General features: G+C 39.0%; 16 protein-coding genes. 5 read left to right on the forward strand and 11 right to left on the reverse strand.

The features are described 5' to 3' along the window. Positions 1–185 precede the first annotated feature (185 nt). Positions 186–1,094, forward strand: a complete 909-nt coding sequence (locus tag QQK09_RS07635; protein ID WP_284203536.1) for a porin — start codon at positions 186–188, stop codon at positions 1,092–1,094. 2,364 nt (positions 1,095–3,458) lie between these two features. Here QQK09_RS07635 and QQK09_RS07640 read toward each other — a convergent pair. Continuing rightward, positions 3,459–4,340, reverse strand: coding sequence for a TIGR01777 family oxidoreductase (locus QQK09_RS07640; RefSeq protein WP_284203537.1), 882 nt, complete (start codon positions 4,338–4,340; stop codon positions 3,459–3,461). Positions 4,341–4,485: 145 nt separating this feature from the next. Here QQK09_RS07640 and QQK09_RS07645 point away from each other — a divergent pair, with 145 nt between their 5' ends. The 3 genes from QQK09_RS07645 (at position 4,486) to glpX (ending at position 7,631) form a co-directional block, all read left to right on the forward strand. After that, a complete protein-coding gene (locus QQK09_RS07645; protein ID WP_284203538.1) occupies positions 4,486–5,061 on the forward strand; it encodes an anthranilate synthase component II in 576 nt (191 codons plus the stop codon). Between the two features lie 69 nt (positions 5,062–5,130). After that, the gene (locus tag QQK09_RS07650; RefSeq protein ID WP_284203539.1) at positions 5,131–6,348 is read left to right on the forward strand and encodes an aspartate aminotransferase family protein; all 1,218 of its coding nucleotides are present in this window, start codon (positions 5,131–5,133) and stop codon (positions 6,346–6,348) included. 266 nt (positions 6,349–6,614) lie between these two features. Further along, complete coding sequence (gene glpX, locus QQK09_RS07655; RefSeq protein ID WP_284203540.1) at positions 6,615–7,631, forward strand: class II fructose-bisphosphatase; 1,017 nt, start codon at positions 6,615–6,617, stop codon at positions 7,629–7,631. Between the two features lie 74 nt (positions 7,632–7,705). On the opposite strand, the gene QQK09_RS07660 is transcribed toward glpX, so the two are convergent. The 9 genes from QQK09_RS07660 to aroE all read right to left on the reverse strand — a co-directional run bounded on the left by QQK09_RS07660 (position 7,706) and on the right by aroE (position 16,968). After that, positions 7,706–9,115, reverse strand: a complete 1,410-nt coding sequence (locus QQK09_RS07660) for an alanine/glycine:cation symporter family protein (RefSeq protein ID WP_284203541.1) — start codon at positions 9,113–9,115, stop codon at positions 7,706–7,708. 268 nt (positions 9,116–9,383) lie between these two features. Beyond that, the gene (gene coaA / locus QQK09_RS07665; protein WP_284203542.1) at positions 9,384–10,334 is read right to left on the reverse strand and encodes a type I pantothenate kinase; all 951 of its coding nucleotides are present in this window, start codon (positions 10,332–10,334) and stop codon (positions 9,384–9,386) included. Beyond that, positions 10,309–10,977 carry a nucleoside/nucleotide kinase family protein gene (locus tag QQK09_RS07670; RefSeq protein WP_284203543.1) on the reverse strand — a complete coding sequence of 223 codons (669 nt, stop codon included), beginning with the start codon at positions 10,975–10,977 and terminating at the stop codon, positions 10,309–10,311. The genes coaA and QQK09_RS07670 overlap by 26 nt, the downstream gene beginning before the upstream one ends. A gap of 197 nt (positions 10,978–11,174) precedes the next feature. Beyond that, complete coding sequence (locus QQK09_RS07675) at positions 11,175–11,783, reverse strand: thiol:disulfide interchange protein DsbA/DsbL (protein WP_284203544.1); 609 nt, start codon at positions 11,781–11,783, stop codon at positions 11,175–11,177. Between the two features lie 23 nt (positions 11,784–11,806). After that, positions 11,807–12,799 carry a serine/threonine protein kinase gene (locus QQK09_RS07680; protein WP_284203545.1) on the reverse strand — a complete coding sequence of 331 codons (993 nt, stop codon included), beginning with the start codon at positions 12,797–12,799 and terminating at the stop codon, positions 11,807–11,809. Between the two features lie 90 nt (positions 12,800–12,889). Beyond that, on the reverse strand, positions 12,890–14,293 hold the full coding sequence (gene ccoG / locus QQK09_RS07685) for a cytochrome c oxidase accessory protein CcoG (protein WP_284203546.1): 1,404 nt from the start codon (positions 14,291–14,293) through the stop codon (positions 12,890–12,892). A 63-nt stretch (positions 14,294–14,356) separates the two neighbouring features. Then, positions 14,357–15,649: a hypothetical protein gene (locus tag QQK09_RS07690; protein WP_284203547.1), complete on the reverse strand. Its 1,293-nt coding sequence runs from the start codon at positions 15,647–15,649 to the stop codon at positions 14,357–14,359. Positions 15,650–15,659: 10 nt separating this feature from the next. Beyond that, a complete protein-coding gene (locus QQK09_RS19315; RefSeq protein ID WP_348532703.1) occupies positions 15,660–16,109 on the reverse strand; it encodes a DUF1040 family protein in 450 nt (149 codons plus the stop codon). A gap of 43 nt (positions 16,110–16,152) precedes the next feature. Further along, positions 16,153–16,968, reverse strand: a complete 816-nt coding sequence (gene aroE / locus QQK09_RS07705; protein ID WP_284203548.1) for a shikimate dehydrogenase — start codon at positions 16,966–16,968, stop codon at positions 16,153–16,155. 201 nt (positions 16,969–17,169) lie between these two features. Between aroE and QQK09_RS07710 the strand changes: the two genes are divergently transcribed. Further along, on the forward strand, positions 17,170–17,652 hold the full coding sequence (locus tag QQK09_RS07710; protein ID WP_284203549.1) for a hypothetical protein: 483 nt from the start codon (positions 17,170–17,172) through the stop codon (positions 17,650–17,652). Here the strand turns inward: QQK09_RS07710 and QQK09_RS07715 are convergent. Continuing rightward, positions 17,649–18,173 carry a protein disulfide oxidoreductase gene (locus QQK09_RS07715; RefSeq protein WP_284203550.1) on the reverse strand — a complete coding sequence of 175 codons (525 nt, stop codon included), beginning with the start codon at positions 18,171–18,173 and terminating at the stop codon, positions 17,649–17,651. The genes QQK09_RS07710 and QQK09_RS07715 overlap by 4 nt on opposite strands. Between the last annotated feature and the right edge of the window lies 1 nt (position 18,174).

Consider the following 18,174-nt stretch of genomic DNA (forward strand, 5'->3'; position numbering starts at 1 on the left):
TAGAAACGGTTAATAAGTGAACATTAGGTAATTATTTAATTGGTTTAATGATCTTGTAACAATTTTGTCGCAAATTTGTCATGAATAGCGGGTAATCTGCCCTCCCATGAACAGCGATAACGTTACAAAATGTCATTAAGTTAATGATAAATAATAATAACCTTAAAATAATACACGGAAGAATCATGAAAAAAACTCTATTAGCAACAGCAATAATTTCTGGTCTTGTTTCTGCAACAGCAGGCGCGGCTACAGTATACGACAATGACGGCACTTCAATGAAAATTGGCGGCCGTGCTGAAGTTCGTGGTGTATTCGGTGATGGTGTTGAAGGTACGATGGAAGATAAAAGTCGTGCACGTATTAATTTTGATGCTAAAACACAAATTTCTGAAAATCTAACTGGTTTTGGTTTTGTTGAATATCAGCTTGATGGAAAAGATGATCTCACTAATCGTTACCTATATGCAGGTTTCGGCACTCAAGTAGGTGACTTCTCGTACGGTCGTCAAGATACTGCGGGTGTGCAAATTTCTGATTTTACAGATATTGCATCTAACCATTCTGGTGAACAGCAACTTATTGATGCCGCTTCTGATAAGCGAGCAAATACCTTTCTTTATTCGGGGGAATTTGCTGACGGACTAACAGTACAAGCAAGTTATATTGCTGAAGAAGATAAAGATGCTGACTCATTTGGTATTTCAGCTGCTTATGAATTTGATTTTGGACTTAATATTGGTGCTGCTTATTCTGACGCTGATAACGATTCTAACCAAGCGACATTTGGTGCGGGTTACACATTAAATGATTTTTACGTTGCTGCAACTTACGCAATGGGTGATGTTGATGCAAATGATGATTTCACGGGATTAGAGGTTGCTGCTCAGTACAAGTTTACTAAAGAGTTTCGTCTAATCGGTATTTATGCAAATGTAGAAACAGATTCTGACGATTTAAAAGAAAAAGATTACTTTGCCCTTGAAGCACAATACCGCTTCAATAGCTCTATCCGTACTTATGCATCATACATGCTTGATAACATGGACGATGGAGAAGACGAACTAATGGTAGGTCTACGCTACAACTTCTAATCACTTTTTCATCATAAAGTGAAAATATAAATCCCAGATTCGTCTGGGATTTTTTTTATCTATTAAATAATCTGTTTTGATTCTCTTATTAATACTTTCCAATAAAAATAATTGTAAGAGATCGACCATTGTTTATGCGAGATATAGCGTATTTAAAAGGCATTATATCCAGCATAATATTTACAATTTAACTCAAGTGGCTGATTTTAATGTCTTTGTTTGTTTGTTTTTATTTGTGTTAGATTATTTTAGTTATTTTATGCACTTATTAGATAAGTGGTATTGTATTATTTAACCCGTAAGCAGGAAGTGACTAACAGGATGGAAGTTACATCAGGTTTACGTAGTCAGGATGACATGTTGGATATTCTCAGGATGAGAAGTGATAAAGCAGGATGCTTTATCGTTATGGATGATATAGGAACAAACTACAGGATGTAGTTAAGGACACCTTTCAGGATGAAGGGAATGTAATAACTAGGATGGTTATTATTAGTCAGGATGACAAGCGAAGGACACCTCCTAAGGAAAGGGAGATGATGGATAAACAGGATGTTTATCTTATACGGATGTAAAGGGATGAACCCAACGGATTGGGAAGTGGATGCCTGGATGGCAATTAGTCAAATGGATGTAAGCAGGGAGCATCAACTATCACGGATTGGATAGAGTGACTACATTAAGGGCAGCTTCGGCTGCCCTTTCCTATTTCTGAAAGAAAATTCCTTGTTCTATTGCCTATACAACTACCCTCAAAAAATTTTTCAAAAACAGTGTCCTATTAATTGATTTAGTCATTTTTTAAATGAATTACTTTACACTCATTAAGTTTTATCTGTTTTTTTATCGATATTCACACTAGGCTATTTTCTACTCTTAAATATTCTTGTAAGAGATCGACCATTATAAATAGAGGTGATCGTGCTAAATATTAATTTATTTTGTCGTGCATTTTGATCACAAATTACATAATCCATTGAAATATAAGGAAAATGTTATGGTTGATATATATTACAGTGAATTTTATAGGATTCGCTACCAATATCTTGTTTGCTAAACGGGTACTATTTGTTTCGCAAAGAGAAGACGCGTTCTTACAGGATGTAAGATATTGATGAGTAAGCTTTTTGCAATGTCAGGATGACATGTTGGACACTCTTAGGATGAGAGGAATAAAACAGGATGTTTTATTATTACGGATGATATTGGAACACACTACAGGATGTAGTTAAGGACACCTTTCAGGATGAAGGGAATGTAATAACTAGGATGGTTATTATTAGTCAGGATGACAAGCGAAGGACACCTCCTAAGGAAAGGGAGATGATGGATAAACAGGATGTTTATCTTATACGGATGTAAAGGGATGAACCCAACGGATTGGGAAGTGGATGCCTGGATGGCAATTAGTCAAATGGATGTAAGCAGGGAGCATCAACTATCACGGATTGGATAGAGTGACTACATTAAGGGCAGCTTCGGCTGCCCTTTCCTGTTTCTGAAAGGAAATAAATAGCTAACGATATAACTTGTTTAATTACTTCTTATATACCCCCCTTAAAACCAGCTCTCTTATCAATTTATCAATTGTTCTTATCTTGCTTTAAGTGAATCTTGATAAACTCAATTAGTTTTATCTGTTTTTTGTCGTTATTGATATTAGTTTCTCAATTGCTTTTAAATAAACGTGTAAGAGATCGACCATTACTCATAGAGGTGATCGTTGTTATTAAAAATTTACTTTGCCATACCTTTAAAACTTATTGTTTTTAAGTTGTTGAATCTATTGGGTATATATTTGTTTGATATAATTTACACTGAACTTTATAGGATTAACTACAAATATCCTGATTGCTAAACGGGTATTATTTGTTTCGCAAAGAGGAGACGCGGTTTTACAGGATGTAAGACATTAACGAATAAGCTCTTTGTAATGTCAGGATGACATGTTGGATACTCTCAGGATGAGAGGAATAAAACAGGATGTTTTATTATTACGGATGATATTGGAACACACTACAGGATGTAGTAAAGGATCACCTTCAGGATGAAGGAAATATAATAGCTAGGATGGTTATTATTAGTCAGGATGACAAGTGAAGGACACCTCCTAAGGACAGGGAGATGATGGATAGACAAGATGTTTATCTTATAAGGATGTACAAAGGGATGACCCTAAAGGATTAGGAAGTGGATGCCTTGATGGCAATTAGTCAAATGGATGTAAGCAGGGAGCATCAACTATCACGGATTGGATAGAGTGACTAACTTAAGGGCAGCTTCGGCTGCCCTTTCCTTTACCGCAAAGAAAATATTTACCGCATTAATTTTTAAAACCTCACTTATAACTCGCTTACCTTCAGATTATTTAACTTGCATCGCTAAGCTTTTTTGTATCGAATCATATTCAAATTGAAAACCCGCATCCAATAATTTTGTTGGTTTTACATGCGTACTAGCAAGCAGCAGCTCCTCGCCCATTTGTGCAAATAACAGCTTTACCATAAATCGAGGTAATGGCAATAAACAAGGGCGGCAAAGTTGCTTGCTCAAGGCTTGGCTAAAGGTTTGGTTATCTATTGCATTAGGGGAAACAAGATTAACTGCGCCTGATAGTTGTTTTTGCTCGATAATAAATAAAATTGCATGGCATAGATCGTTGATATCTATCCAACTCATCATTTGCTGACCATCACCTATTCTTCCACCGCCTCCGAACTTAAAGGCAGGTAGCATTTTAGCTAACGCTCCTCCTTTATTACTTAATACTATTCCTGTGCGTATTTTTACTAAACGTGTTGTAGTAGATTCAATATCAGCGCAGCTATCTTCCCACTGTTGCGCCAATTGAGACACAAAGTCATTACCTGCATCGCTGTTCTCATCGACAATCTGTGACCCTCTTTCCCCATAAAAGCCGATTGCTGAAGCATTAATGAATAGTGCAGGTGGATTGTGTTTAAAATGCTTCACTAAAAGCTCAGTGGTTTTTACTCGGCTATCGATCAATTGTTGCTTTCTTTTTTCACTCCAACGACCATCGGCAATATTTTCACCTGCGAGGTTGATGATAATATCGGGATTGGCGAACTCTTTAAGGTTAAAGTTGAGAGGATCAACACACCAGTAGGGATGTTGTTTTTGTTTTACGCGTAGAAGGCGCCCGACCTCAAAACCTTGTTGTTGTAAGTAGGGCACTAATGCACTGCCAATTAAGCCAGAGGATCCAATGATTAATATTTTCATGCTGTTTTCTCCGTTTAAAAGGGCATTATCGCGATTTTAATATTATACGAGCTTAAATGTTTAATCGATCACCTGATAAAGCATCTTGCTTGGTATCTGGGTTGAGTTAAAATGAATTTTTTGACTCATACAGGTGACTCTTTTCATGCTATTGATGATTGATAATTACGACTCTTTTACTTATAACTTAGTTCAGTATTTTGGAGAATTAAAACAACACGTTATTGTAAAAAGAAATGATCAAGTTAGCTTGAAAGAGATTGCTGATTTAAACCCTGACCATCTCGTTATTTCTCCGGGACCCTGCACGCCTAATGAAGCTGGTATTTCACTGGCTGCTATTGAACGCTTTGCTGGCGAAATTCCATTATTAGGTGTTTGTTTAGGTCACCAAAGTATCGCACAAGTATTTGGTGGCGATGTGGTGCGTGCTAAGCAAGTTAAGCATGGAAAGAACTCCTTAATACAACATGATGGTAAAGGCGTCTTTACTGGTCTAAATAACCCTTTAGACGTAACCCGATACCATAGCTTAGTTGTAAAACCAGAAACATTACCAAGTTGCTTTGATATTTCTGCCACGGTGCTTGATAGTGATGAGATTATGGCGATTCGCCATACATCATTAGCTGTCGAAGGGGTGCAATTTCATCCCGAAAGTATTATGTCAGAACAGGGGTTGCAGTTACTTAATAACTTTATTCAACAAGTGCGTAATTAATTTGGACAGCACTTGCTGTAGCTGTTAATTTATATTTTTAGTCACCCATCATTTTAAAAGGATTTTCTTATGCCAGACACTCAAATCACTCGCCCACTTTTTGATCAACTAATGGTGCCAAATTATGCGCCACTACCGATGATCCCAGTGCGCGGTGAAGGTTCTCGAGTGTGGGATCAACAGGATAATGAATATTTAGATTTAACCGGTGGCATTGCGGTTAATGCATTAGGTCATGCACATCCAGAATTAGTTAAAGTGCTAACGGAGCAGGCTCAAAAACTATGGCATGTAAGTAATATCTATACCAATGAACCTGCTTTGCAATTGGCGCAAAAATTAGTTGATCATACCTTTGCTGAAAAGGTGTTTTTTGCAAATTCTGGTGCAGAAGCAAACGAAGCTGCATTAAAATTAGCACGTCGCTACGCACAAGATAACTACAGCAAAGATAAAACAGAAATTATTGCCTTTAATCAAGGTTTCCACGGGCGTACTTTCTTCACCGTAACTGCAGGTGGTCAAAAATCATATTCTGATGGTTTTGGTCCTAAACCTGCTGATATAACTCACCTTGAGTACAATGATTTAGCTGCGCTTGAAGCTGCTATTTCTGATAAAACTTGTGCTGTTATCCTTGAGCCACTTCAAGGCGAAGGTGGTGTTTTACCTATCTGTAATCAATTTGCTATTGCTGTACGTGCTTTGTGTAATAAGCATAATGCCATTATGATTTTTGATGAAGTACAAACCGGTATGGGTCGTACAGGTCACCTATTTGCTTATATGGGGCTTGATATCGTTCCTGATATTGTCACTTCCGCCAAAGCATTAGGTGCTGGTTTTCCAATCGCAGCAATGCTCACCACGACTAAACTCGCGAGTTGTTTAACGGTGGGTACACATGGTACGACTTTTGGTGGTAATCCATTAGCGTGCGCAGTTGCTGGTAAAGCATTTGATCTCATTAATACCCCTGAAATGTTAGCTGCCGTTAAACAGAAAGAGATACTATTTCGTGAATTGTTGACGCATATTAATGACCAATTTTCGGTATTTAAAGAGGTGCGTGGCGCGGGGTTATTATTAGGTGCGGTATTAAATGAAAAATACCAAGGGCGCGCCAAAGATTTCTTATTAGCCAGTGCAGAGCAAGGGTTGTTGGTATTGGTCGCAGGTGCAGATGTGATACGTTTTGCGCCGGCATTAAATATTAGTGACAATGAAATTAAAGCTGCGATGTTGAAGTTTAAAGTTGCCGTACGACAAGTGGTTGAGTCTGCATAAATTTATCATTGAGTGGCTGTGAAAATGTGTTGAAAATGAGCTTAAATTTTTACACACAAGCAATAAGATACATCTGCATTTTCAGGGGATCTAGGTATAATGTCTGACAATTGCCGCTATGGTTGATTTTTAGCCATTAGCTGCACAAAGGATTTTGTAAATATTCAGGTACTAGCTGTGTTATTGGTCATCACTAATATGGCTTAACTAAGAGTATTTGCGCTATATATTTTGCAAAACAGATTTTCGAACTGGGAGCTCAACGAATGAGACGCGAATTAGCACTTGAATTTTCTCGAGTAACAGAAGCCGCTGCATTAGCGGGTTACAAATGGTTAGGCCGTGGCGATAAAAATATTGCCGATGGCGCAGCAGTAGAAGCGATGCGCCTTATCTTTAACCAAATCGATATCGATGGTGAAATCGTTATTGGTGAAGGCGAGATTGATGAAGCACCGATGCTTTACATTGGTGAGCATGTTGGTACGGGTAAAGCAGGTTCTGATGCAGTAGATATCGCTGTTGATCCTATCGAAGGTACGCGCATGACGGCAATGGGGCAATCAAACGCACTTGCTGTATTAGCTGTTGGTGAAAAAGGTAGCTTTTTACGTGCGCCAGATATGTACATGGAAAAGCTTATCGTTGGTCAAGGTGCAAAAGACGCAATCGATTTAGAGCTTTCACTTGAGCAAAATTTAAAAGCGATTGCTTTTGCATTAGGTAAGCCATTAACAGAACTAACGGTTGCAACGCTAGCTAAGCCTCGTCATGACCGTGTGATTAAAGATATGCAAGGCCTAGGCTGTCGTGTATTTGCTATCCCTGATGGCGATGTTGCTATCTCAGTACTCGCTTGTATGCCTGATAACCAAGTTGATGTGCTTTACTGTATTGGTGGTGCACCAGAGGGGGTTATCTCTGCAGCTGTTGTTCGTGCTCTAGATGGTAATATGCAAGCGCGCTTAATTCCACGTCCGATGGTAAAAGAAGCGACTGAAGAAAATATTAAAGCCGGTGAAGAAGAGATTCGTCGCTGTGAAGAGCAGGGTATTGAAGTTAATAAAGTATTAAAACTTGAAGACCTAGTAAAAAATGACAATGTTATTTTTGCTGCGACGGGTATTACTAAAGGTGATTTAGTTGAAGGTGTGGCTGTTGATGGTCGTATGGCAACAACTGAAACACTATTGGTACGTGGTAAATCTCGTACAGTACGTCGTATTCACTCTATCCATTACCTAGATCGTAAAGATATCCGACTAAAAGAGATTATTCTTTAAGTCTGTTTTATACGAATAACAGGTAAATAAAAAGGCGCTTAAAGCGCCTTTTTTGTACCTGAAATTTAACGAGATTATTTCTTTTCCCAGATACCTGGTTCAAGTTTTTTATCTAACTCAGGAATCTTAGTGCGGTCAAAGCTAGGCACTTTACCTGCATCTAATTGCTGATTGTAATCTTTAGCCAGTTTAATCACTTCGTTAGACAGCAGTAAAATAGCCACTAAGTTAACAATCGCCATTAGACCCATCGATACGTCCGCAAGTGACCAAATAAGATCGTTGCTTTGCAGTGACCCAAAAATAATCATGCCTAAAACTGCAATGCGCAGGAAGATTAAACCACGGGTATTTTTATGCATTAAGAAGATAAGGTTTGTTTCTGCATAAGAGTAGTTTGCGATCACTGACGTGAAAGCAAAAAACAGTAGTGCGATAGCAACAAACTGACCACCCCAACCGCCGACCTGTGAGTCAAGTGCGCGCTGTGTGATTTCGATACCACCCATACCAGTGAACGACTCTAAACCGCCTGAAAGTAGGATAATAGATGCTGTTGCTGTACAGATAACAATGGTATCAATAAACACACCTAGCATCTGAACATAACCCTGTGAAGCAGGGTGAGGAGGATAAGGAGATGCGGTTGCTGCTGCATTCGCTGCACTACCCATACCCGCTTCATTTGAGAATAGACCACGCTGAATACCGGTCATGATCATGATACCAAAGGCACCACCTGCTGCTTCTTGCCAGCCAAAGGCAGAATCAATGATCATTTTGAAAATAGCAGGAAGTTCAGTGATGTTAGTAAGCACAACAAATGCAGCAACGGCTAGGTAAGCAATAGCCATTGTTGGTACTATTTTCTCTGCCACTTTTGCGATACCGCGAATACCGGTAAAGATAACAAAACCACATACGACGACTAATACCGCCGCAATCCATATTTTATCAAACTGGAAAGACTCGTGCAGTGCTGCTGTGATTGAATTTGCTTGTACTGCGTTGAATACTAAACCAAAAGCAATAATGAGTAATATCGCAAATAGGCTACCCATCCAGCGAGCGTTTAAGCCACGCTCCATATAATAAGCGGGACCACCACGAAAGTTACCATCTTCATCATGTACTTTATAAGCTTGCGCAAGGGTGCTTTCAGCAAAGCTGGTTGCCATCCCCAAAATTGCAATTACCCACATCCAAAAAATAGCACCAGGACCGCCGACAGTGATTGCAATCGCAACACCGGCAAGGTTACCCGTACCGACACGTGCAGCTAAACTGGTTGAAAGTGCCTGAAATGAGGAAATCCCTTCGCTATCTGATTTGCGGCTACTGCGCATAACAGTGAAAGTATGTAAAAAGTGGCGGAATTGAATAAACCCTAAGCGTACGGTGAAGTAGATGCCGGTTCCGATAAGTAGGTAGACAAGAATTTGCCCCCATAAAATACCGTTAATACTATTAAACAGTGAAAGCATAAATTTTCCTAATATGCCCATTTATGAAGACCGGCTAAGGTTAGCTAGGCTTTAGAAATGAGTATGAGTTAACAAGGGAAAATAAGGTCTTAAATCCATTTAATTTATTATTTTCATAAAAAGGTGGCAGATAATAGCATTTTTTTTTAGTTATTGATATGACACTAAAATAACCCTTTTTATAGTGCTTGTGAGTAGCTTAAACGAATCAGGGCAGGTGAAACTAAACCTGCCACCGATTTGGCATTGAAAAGTATTAAGTAGGCTGTTATTTGCGTAGTTTTACGCTAGAGACTTGGTGGTTTGTGGCTTTATTTAGCACTAAATTAGCGCGATCACGGGTTGGTCTAATATTTTCTTGCAAGTTAACACCATTGATCTCATCCCAAATCTTAGATGCGATAGTGATTGCCTCACGTTCACTCATTTTAGAGTAACTGTGGAAATAAGCATCGGGGTCAGTAAATGCACCTTCACGAAATTTAAGAAAACGTTGAATATACCATTGCTTTAAAAGGTCCATATCCGCGTCAACAAAAATAGAAAAATCGACAAAATCAGAGACAAAAACACGATGAGGGTGATCGGGATAATTGATCGCTGTTTGTAATACATTTAATCCTTCTAATATAACAATATCAGGTTTTTCAACGGATAGCGTTTGATCAGGAAGGATGTCGTAAGTTAAATGCGAGTAAATCGGAGCAGAAACAGATTCTTTGCCTGACTTTATAGCAGCAACAAAATCGACAAGTGCTTTAATATCAAAGCTTTCTGGAAAGCCTTTTTTATGCATTAAATTACGCGCAACAAGGTCTTTATTAGGACGTAAAAAGCCATCCGTAGTGACTAATGCAACTTTTGGGTGTTGTGGCCAAAGTGAGAGCAACGCTTGTAAAATACGTGCTGTAGTACTTTTTCCAACCGCGACACTGCCTGCAATACCAATGATATAGGGTACGTGTTCGTGATTACTGTTTAAGAATTTATCGCGCACGGTATGACGATATTGCTGTGTTTCGACATATAGGTTTAATAGGCGTGATAGAGGAAGATAAATTTCTATCACTTCATCAATCGAAAGTGACTCGTTAATACCTTGTAGTTGTTGTAGATCTTCTTCAGAGAGAGGCAGCGCGACGTTATTACGTAGCTCCGCCCACTGTGCTCTTTCAAACTGCATATATGCAGTGTTATTCATTTTCTGATTTTGCGGCATTGTCGTTATTTTCTTGTTCAATATAGACAGATTTAGCATTTCCTTGCGGGTCGTCTGTATAAATATGGTATTGAGCTGCTGGTTTGATTAGTCCTTCAAACAGGCTTAACAAGGTTTGATGTGATTGTTGAATCTCAAATTGGTTATTTAACCGTGCAAAAGCGGCATCAAAATCACTTTTTACCCAAATAGTATAATCATACAGTGCTAAATAAGCGCTTTGTAAAAGGTACACACCTTCAATGAGTATAATATCTATATTTTCTAGGTTGTAATGCGTGGTGCGGGGATTAAGTACATTTTTAAGGGTGACAGATGTTTTTACTTTACCAAAAAGTTTTAGAGGTAGAATCAGTTGTTCGACCATATCATCTAAACGGTAGGCATTGAGATAGTATTCTTGAGGGCTGTTCATGACATTAAAGCGAACATTTTGAGCTGCTTCCCAATCAACAGTATGTACAATAGCCACTGATATTCCAGCAAGACGTAAAGCGTCAGCTACTTTTTCTGTCAGTTCGCGTTTACCGCCACCTTCAATGCCACTGATTGCGACAATCTTAGCTTTATTTGAGCCTTTCTCGATGTGCAAATCTCGTAACATTGATTTGATTTGGTCTGCATCGTTAAATACAATTTTCAAAGGTAACACTCCATTTATCCATTGGCTGTTAGTATACCTTATAAACAGTAATCGGCACAAAAATGACCACTAATCCATTGTAATTCAAGCGGGTGTTAGATAAGTCGCTTGAGTTACAGCAGAAATAAGTGGCCTTATTGCATCAGTTTTATTAGGTATTTAGTTATCTTTAACGAGCAATAACTTAAAAATTTATCCTAGTCTGTTTTCTTTGTTAGATACGAAACCAGTTCGATAAACTCATCTGTGCTTTTAACTGAATTAGTAATAACTTGGTATTTTCCATTTACAATCAGTGACGGTACACCACGAATCTGGAAGGTTTCAGTATTACGTTTCATTTGTGATGCGATACCTGTTGCTGGGAAGCTTGCTAGTGCACCTTTTGCTTCAACTTCAGGGATACCCGCTTTTTCAAAGATAGCTAAAACGCCAGCTTCACCATTAATCGCTTTACGTTGAGTATGGATTTGGTCAAAAATCAAACTTGCTACTTTATCTTCAACTTTTAATAGTTCAGCTGCTGCATATGCCTGTGTTAGCTGTGGACCCATCTCTTTACCTAAAAAGTTAACATGGTTCTTTTTGATCTCAACGTCATCACCTAGTTTTGCTTCTAATTGCGCCATTAACGGTTCAAATTTAAAACAGTGTGGGCAGTAAAATGAGAAGAACTCTAGTACTTGTGGGGTAGATGTTGCATTTTGTTTAACTACCTCGTAATGAGTTCCTTCTTTAAAATCAGCTGCTTGTAGTGATAGTGGTAATAATATTAAAGCTGCGAAAACTGCAAAAAACTTTTTCATCGGTATTCCCTTTGTAAATAATGCTAATAGTTGGGTTGCGTTGATAGTGGCGCAACTTGCATATTAATGATCTGTTGTTGTAGTGATTGTAACAACTCTTGCCAGTATTGGTCAGTAGTAAACCAAGGAAAGTTAAGCGGAAATGCAGGATCTGACCATCTTTTGTTGATCCAGCTCACGTAATGAATGATACGCATGCTGCGTAATGGTTCAATTAACTTCAATTGCCCTACGTGAAATTCAAACTCTTGTTCATAACCTTCTAATAAAGTCGATAGTTGTAATTGTTGCTCTTGCTGATTACCACTTAATAACATCCATAAATCTTGCACTGCAGGGCCGGTCTTACAATCATCAAAATCGACAAAATAGGGAGTATCATTATCCATTAAAATATTGCTTGCGTGGCAATCACCATGTAAGCGAATTGAGGTAAAGGGTTGCGCATTAAATAGTGCAGTTGCCTGTATTGCTACACTGTCTAACGCAGCAAATAAGGGCTCTCGAATAGCATTTGGGATTAACTTGCTCTGTTTAAGCTGCTTAATTGGTTGCACTAACATGGTCTCTGTATCGAGCACTTCTCGTGATTGAAAATGTTGCTGGCTGCTAGTTTGGTGCAACTTGCCTAAGCTAATACCAATTTCATAGAGATGATCTAAGTTATCGCTCTCTAAACTACGAGCAGATAGGCTTTTAAACAGTGCAAAGTAATAACCTTGAAACACAAAGAGGGTTTTATTATCAATAGTAACAGGTTCAGATAAGCAGTTTCCCTGCGCTTTTAACTCCAGACTAAAAGCATGATCTTCAAGCAGTTGTTCCTCACTCCAACGCTGTGGTCGGTAGAATTTAACGACATAACGAACTTTATTTTCGTCAGTAAACAGTGAAACACGGTTTTCATAGGAATTAAGCTGTATTAGCCCTGTTTCAGGATAGATACCAACACTTGCAAGTGCATCAAGTTGTAATTCAGGCGTAAGGGAGAGATAACTAAAATTTGAGTCTGGCATGGTGTTCTCTAAAAAAGGAAGCGCAACCGATGTTGCGCTTTATTTGATTATACTCGTTACCACCCAAGGTACAAAGTTTAGCGTTTTCCGCTATGAACCGGTAAAGAAGGGGCTCTGTTGTTCGATCTCTTCAACATCACCCGTGCTGCTGGTGAGTTTAATGGTGATCATTACCTTTTTCTCTTTCATATCGTATGCATCAACAGCAATTGAGATTGGTTGAGTGAGAATTTCACCAGACTTAATCACTATTTTTTTCGGACCAATTAATTGTGCATCTTGTAAGCCGCTAAAAGAGAGGTCATAGGTTTGTGTTTCAATAGTTTTATTAAGGATTTTTAGGGTATAAGTATTTTCAATTAACCCTTCACTATTTTCTCGGTATAAAGCGGTTCGATCGCGGACTATCTCAAGCTCTGCACTGCTTAAATTAATAATATTGGTGATAAACATGCCAATCATGACTAGCAACATTAATCCATAACCGATAATTTTAGGGCGCATCACATGGGTTTCTTTACCCGCCAATTTTTGTTCTGAGGTATAGGAGATAAGCCCTTTTTCATAGCCCATTTTTACCATTGTTTCATCACATGCATCAATACAAGCACCACAGTTAATACATTCATATTGTAAGCCGTCACGAATGTCGATGCCTGTAGGGCAAACTTGTACACATAAATCACAATCAACACAGTCTCCAAGTCCTAACTCTTTAGGGTCTGCTTTACGGCGACGTGGACCACGTTTTTCACCACGTGTTGTATCGTAACCAACGATGTAGGTATCTTTATCAAACATCGTTGATTGGAAGCGTGCGTAAGGGCACATGTGGGTACAAACAATAGATCGCATCCAACCGGCATTTGCATAGGTGATGGTTGCAAAAAACAGTATGCTGGCGGTTGTCGCAAAACCACCATTAAAAGTGATAAAGTCAAAATAGAGTTCATCGACGGGGACAAAGTAGGAGCTAAAAGCGAGGCCTGTCAGCAATGAAACAATTATCCACCCCGTATGCTTGGCTGCTTTTCGCCATATTTTGTTAAAACTCCAAGGCATTTGGTCAAGGCGTTTACGTTTATTGGCGGTGCCTTCAAAGCGCTCCTCAAACCAGATAAAAATAAAAGTCCAAACGGTTTGCGGGCAGGTATAACCACACCAAACACGGCCGAGGTAAGTCGTAATAAAAAACAGGGCAAAAGCGGCAATGATAAATATCCATGCCAAGAGCGTTAAATCTTGAGGGAACAGGGTCATATTAAAAATATGATATTGCTGTTTTGCAATATCAAATAAGACGGCTTGGTGCCCGTTCCAGCGGATCATTGGCAACGCTAAAAAGAGAATGATTAATCCCCAGCCAGTATAGCGACGAAGTTTTTGAAACAAACCATAGACCGCTCGTACGTAGATGCGATTACTGGGGTTATAACGATCAACATTTGACTGGGTTGATGTTTTTATCTCTTTGATTTTAATTCGCTCGGTCATTGCTTTGCACCTGAAATACCATTGAGTCGCCAGTATAAATTATATTAGATAAATCTAAAATAATTATTTAATTAGGGGCAGCGCTCCGTGATGATGATCTTTTTTTAGTGCTTCAATCGTATTTTTTTGTGCAGATCTAGTCTGTATATTTTCTGTGGCAGACTCCGTTAGACTAATGTTGCACCAACTGGTCAATGAGGGGAATGATTGTGGTGAGGCGAGTTGTTCAAAAAAATCATTAAAATCGATGTTAGGCAATATCTGCTGGCTGATGAATTGTGTGCGTGGCTTGCTGATGGGGTCAGCGATACGGTGTCTCTGCCCCCAACTGACCGTATAATCACTACAACTGTTACTGTCAATTTCTGGCTGTATGACAAAAGCACTATCCATTTTTATATCATAATAATAGCTGAGCATGGTTGCTTGGAATAACATCGCGACATCTTCAGCTTGCTGTGAGTAGGCATAAAGATGATTTGCGCCTTCCTGTTCAAATAAAGCACCTAGCTCTGATGCAGTATCTAGCTTTCTCTCTTCAGTTGCTTGTTGGCCTCGATATAAAATCATTGATTGGGCTGTAAGTACGGCATCGTTGATGGGATAGTTTTGTGTTAATTGTTCGTTCAAACGGATGTCAGAAAAACGATTTATTTCCGATGAAGTGGTCGCATTCATATTCAGAGAAGGCATTAATGAGATGGGCATAAAATCATTAGCGTGTGCTAATTCGTGAAACAGTAAACTTGCTACTGGAATAATAATATCATCAATGTCGCGCTCAACATCACTGGTTAAGGAGTAACGATAATAGGCAGGTTGGTCATCTTTAACAAAACGGTGAAAAAAATTATAACGTAAGCCATTTGAAAAACCATCTCGGTAATCTTCTGTTTTATCAATATCTAGTTTTTCAGTATTGGTTAGCCATAATGCAGCGGGATCAAGGTAGATAGCACCAGATCCTGTCCAATAGAAAGAGGGGCGGATATTATTTGCGATAACGATCGCTGTGACTGAGCCAAGTAGGGTTAATATATGCTCGGGCAACACCGCTAATAGCGATTCAAATCGTGCGCCCATCCAATCATGTGAAACGACGACACGAGACATTATTTGTTGAATGTCAGGTTCGGGATAGCTAATAGCGATAAAAGGTAATTCTGCGACACTACAACTGCGTGAATAATTCACACAGCTGGCAGGGTCTCGCTGAGGTGTTGCTAAGGTGTGCTCGCGATAGGTATAAACTTGGCCTAAGTCTGTCGCATTGTTATTAGGTTCGGAGGTGGAATCTTCACATCCCCAAACAAGTAAACTACAAATAACGGATAACAGTATCCTATGATTGGCCATGTTTACCCCTTTAAATAAGACCTCGTGCTTTTAACAAGGCTGTTTGAAAGTCATCTTCACAATCTTTTTTAATGCCCGGGATCATTTCACCCTCTTCGGTCTGATCCATTTTTAAGTGATAAATAATCACCGAGTCAGTGAGCTTATCTAGCGTGTCTGAGAATCCAGATTGTTTTTGTAGTAAAGCGAGCAGTGCCATTAAGCTTAGTTCATTATTCTTTATCCAGTAAGGTGCTAACAACTCTAGTACTTCATCAACCAGATGTACTGTTTCATTGCTTTTAGTTTGCAAAGCTTGCAGGTAAGTAATAATCGCTTCATCACTCAGGTTACCTAATGGTTGTGCAGAACCTGCTTCTTTGTTAATTAACGTGAGCAGCTCTAAAAAAGTTAACTCTTTATTTTTTAACCAGATTGGTTTTAGTAATTTAATTAGCTCATCGATATGAGAGTTGTGCATAAGTTTCTCCAGTTTTTATTTTTATTATAAGAAAGTTGTTTGGTTACGATAAATTGTGGCGTAATTCATTTAATACTTGTTTTGCGCCCGGCTTAATACCGCGCCACATAGCAAAGCTTTCTGCTGCTTGTCCGACTAACATGCCTAAGCCATCAATTGTGACGCGTGCGCCGAGTTGTTTTGCCCAAGCATTGAAAGGGGTTAGTTGAGCGCTATACATCATGTCGTATATTGCGGTTTCAGGTCGGATTAGCAGCGGGCTAATTGCTGGCACTTCTCCGTTGAGACTCGCTGCGGTTGAATTAATAATAAGGTCAAATTCACCGCTTAAGTTATCCAGTTCACAAGCGCCGACATTACCTAGGTCTTTAAAGATAGATACTAATGTTTCCGCTTTGCTGAAAGTTCGATTTGCAATGACGATCTCTTTGGGAGATTCTGCAAGTAATGGACCACAAACGCCACGTGCAGCACCGCCAGCTCCCAGTAATAAAATTCGTGCGTCAGCGAGGTCAATATGGTTGTTTTTAAGATCTAATACTAAACCAGCACCATCGGTATTATCACCAATAATTAGATTATCATCGGTAAGCTTTAAGGTATTTACAGCACCTGCTAAGGTTGCTCGATCAGTCAGTTGTTGTGCAAATTGAAACGCCTCCTCTTTATAGGGCATCGTTACGTTGCAGCCTTTTCCTTCGCCTGCAAAAAATTTACGTAAGGTAATTTTAAAATCTTCATTAGAAGGTTCGATTGCTCTATAAACAAGTTGTTGCGATGTTTGTGTCGCAAAAAGAGTGTGGATAAAAGGGGACTTACTTTGTTTTATCGGGTTACCAAAAACAGCATACTGATCCATGAAAGCTCCAAAATGGTAGGTAATTTAGGCGTAGTAATTTAGCATACATCTCAAAGTTACAATACATAGCAAAATAAAAAAATCGTAAAGGTACTAAAATACATAGAATTATTTTGGCGGCTTAATAAATAGAATATGCAATGAGCTTTTAAATAAGTATGGAATAGGTTGAATGGTAGGTATTTGGGGATTAAATAAAAAGTGAAAAAACGTATTGAATATCCGCTATTTGAATATGTGGTTATTATCATCCTGTTGTTTGTTGTTGCTATTTTTGCATTGCCAAAATTTATCGATGTTGGCATAGAAGCACGTATAAAAGCGTTAAATGCAACAGTATTAAGTATTAGCTCTGTTAATCGAATGCTTTATAGCCGAGCGCTCATTAAAGGTGTGCAGGAAAATGCATTACAAACAACCGATATATTAGGTGAAAAAGATGCGGGTGCTTACCTTATTTATGGGGAGTTACGTGCACAAGAAAAAGATTTACAGCGTTTTTTAGACAGTGATCTTATTGAGTATGCTCCCACCAATAAAGAGGGCGTGATTCGCTTATATCTGGATCGTTTTAAAAATGATGCCTGCTACTTAGATTATCAACAGGCAGCGCAAAAAATGATGCCCAACGGTCGGGTTGCAATACAAAAAGCAACCTATCGCGTAAAAAGTACCGGTTGTTAGCTAAAGAATAAGCGTAACCACATGCCTATCGGAGAGGTAAATCCGGTGGTAACCGAGCTTATTTTCCCTTTATCGATGATAAAAATGGTGGGAGTTACCGATACGCCCCATTGGCGACTAATTTCCCCTCTAGGATCATTTACCACATTAAAATCATACTCTTTGGCATTGAGGTATTGCTTGATACGCTTTGGTTCCCCTGAGCTTAGTGCAACGGTAACTACTTGATAATGATCTGCGATAAAATCGACTGAGGGTGATACCGTAGTACACACCCCACACCAGGTTGCCCAAAAGTAGACCAAAACAGGCTCTTCATTACTCATTTTGATCAGATCTACCTGTTCGCCTAGCAGCGACTGTGCATTTAATGTTGGTGCCGTACCGGAAACAATTGATTGCCCTCGCCAGAGATCGATTGCCACACTAATAACAATCGCAATCAGGCTAAATATGAGTAGCTCTTTTAGCCAACCTAACCAGCCTTTACGTTGTTTTATCGATTGTTTTTTATTGCTCATT

Origin of the sequence: Psychromonas marina (assembly GCF_030161115.1) — a bacterium.
Lineage (GTDB): Bacteria > Pseudomonadota > Gammaproteobacteria > Enterobacterales > Psychromonadaceae > Psychromonas > Psychromonas marina.